This window comes from Novosphingobium endophyticum, from assembly GCF_014640675.1.
Taxonomy (GTDB): domain Bacteria; phylum Pseudomonadota; class Alphaproteobacteria; order Sphingomonadales; family Sphingomonadaceae; genus Novosphingobium; species Novosphingobium endophyticum.
Window position 1 is genome coordinate 1 of the sequence record NZ_BMHK01000111.1, and the last position, 690, is coordinate 690.

At 66.0% G+C, this 690-nt stretch carries 1 protein-coding gene; it reads left to right on the forward strand.

All coding sequences use genetic code 11. From position 1 onward, the window contains the following. Positions 1-37: 37 nt before the first annotated feature. Complete coding sequence (locus IEX32_RS20460; protein WP_444543978.1) at positions 38-589, forward strand: ThuA domain-containing protein; 552 nt, start codon at positions 38-40, stop codon at positions 587-589. The last annotated feature ends 101 nt before the right edge of the window (positions 590-690 follow it).

Below are 690 nucleotides of genomic sequence, written 5' to 3' on the forward strand. Positions count from 1 at the left end.
ATTCTCGCCCGCCATCCTCGCGCGTTTCGATGCAGTGGTGTTCAACAACACCAGCGGCGACGTCTTCACGCCGGAGCAACGCGGCGCGTTCAAGACGTTCATCGATAACGGCGGGGGCTGGCTTGGAATCCATGCGGCAGGTGACAATTCACACGAGGCGTGGCCCTGGTATGTCCAGAACATCATCGGCACGAAGTTCACCGGCCATCCCATGGACCCGCAGTTCCAGAAGGCNGAGCACCCGGCGACGCGCCACCTCGGCCCGACCCTCGAGCGCACGGACGAATGGTACTCGTTCGACAAGTCGCCGCGCGGCGTCCCCGGCGTCCACGTTCTCGCCACCCTTGACGAGAATACCTACGTCCAGAAAGGCCCCTTCGGCCAGGAGCTGAGCATGGGCGAGGACCACCCGATCCTCTGGTGGCGGTGCGTCGGCAAGGGCCGGGCGCTTTATTCCGCCGGCGGCCATACGGCGGAATCCTTCAGCGAACCGGCACATGCCAAAATGCTCGCGGGTGGGCTGCGCTGGGTCCTCGGGCTTGAGGGCGAAGGCTGCTCGCCCAACCACACCAACGGCGACAAGCCGTGAAACCCATCCGCTACGGAATGGTCGGCGGTGGCCGGGGCGCCTTCATTGGCGGTATTCACCGGACCGCGGCGGCGATTGCCGGCAACTGGCGGCTGGCGGCG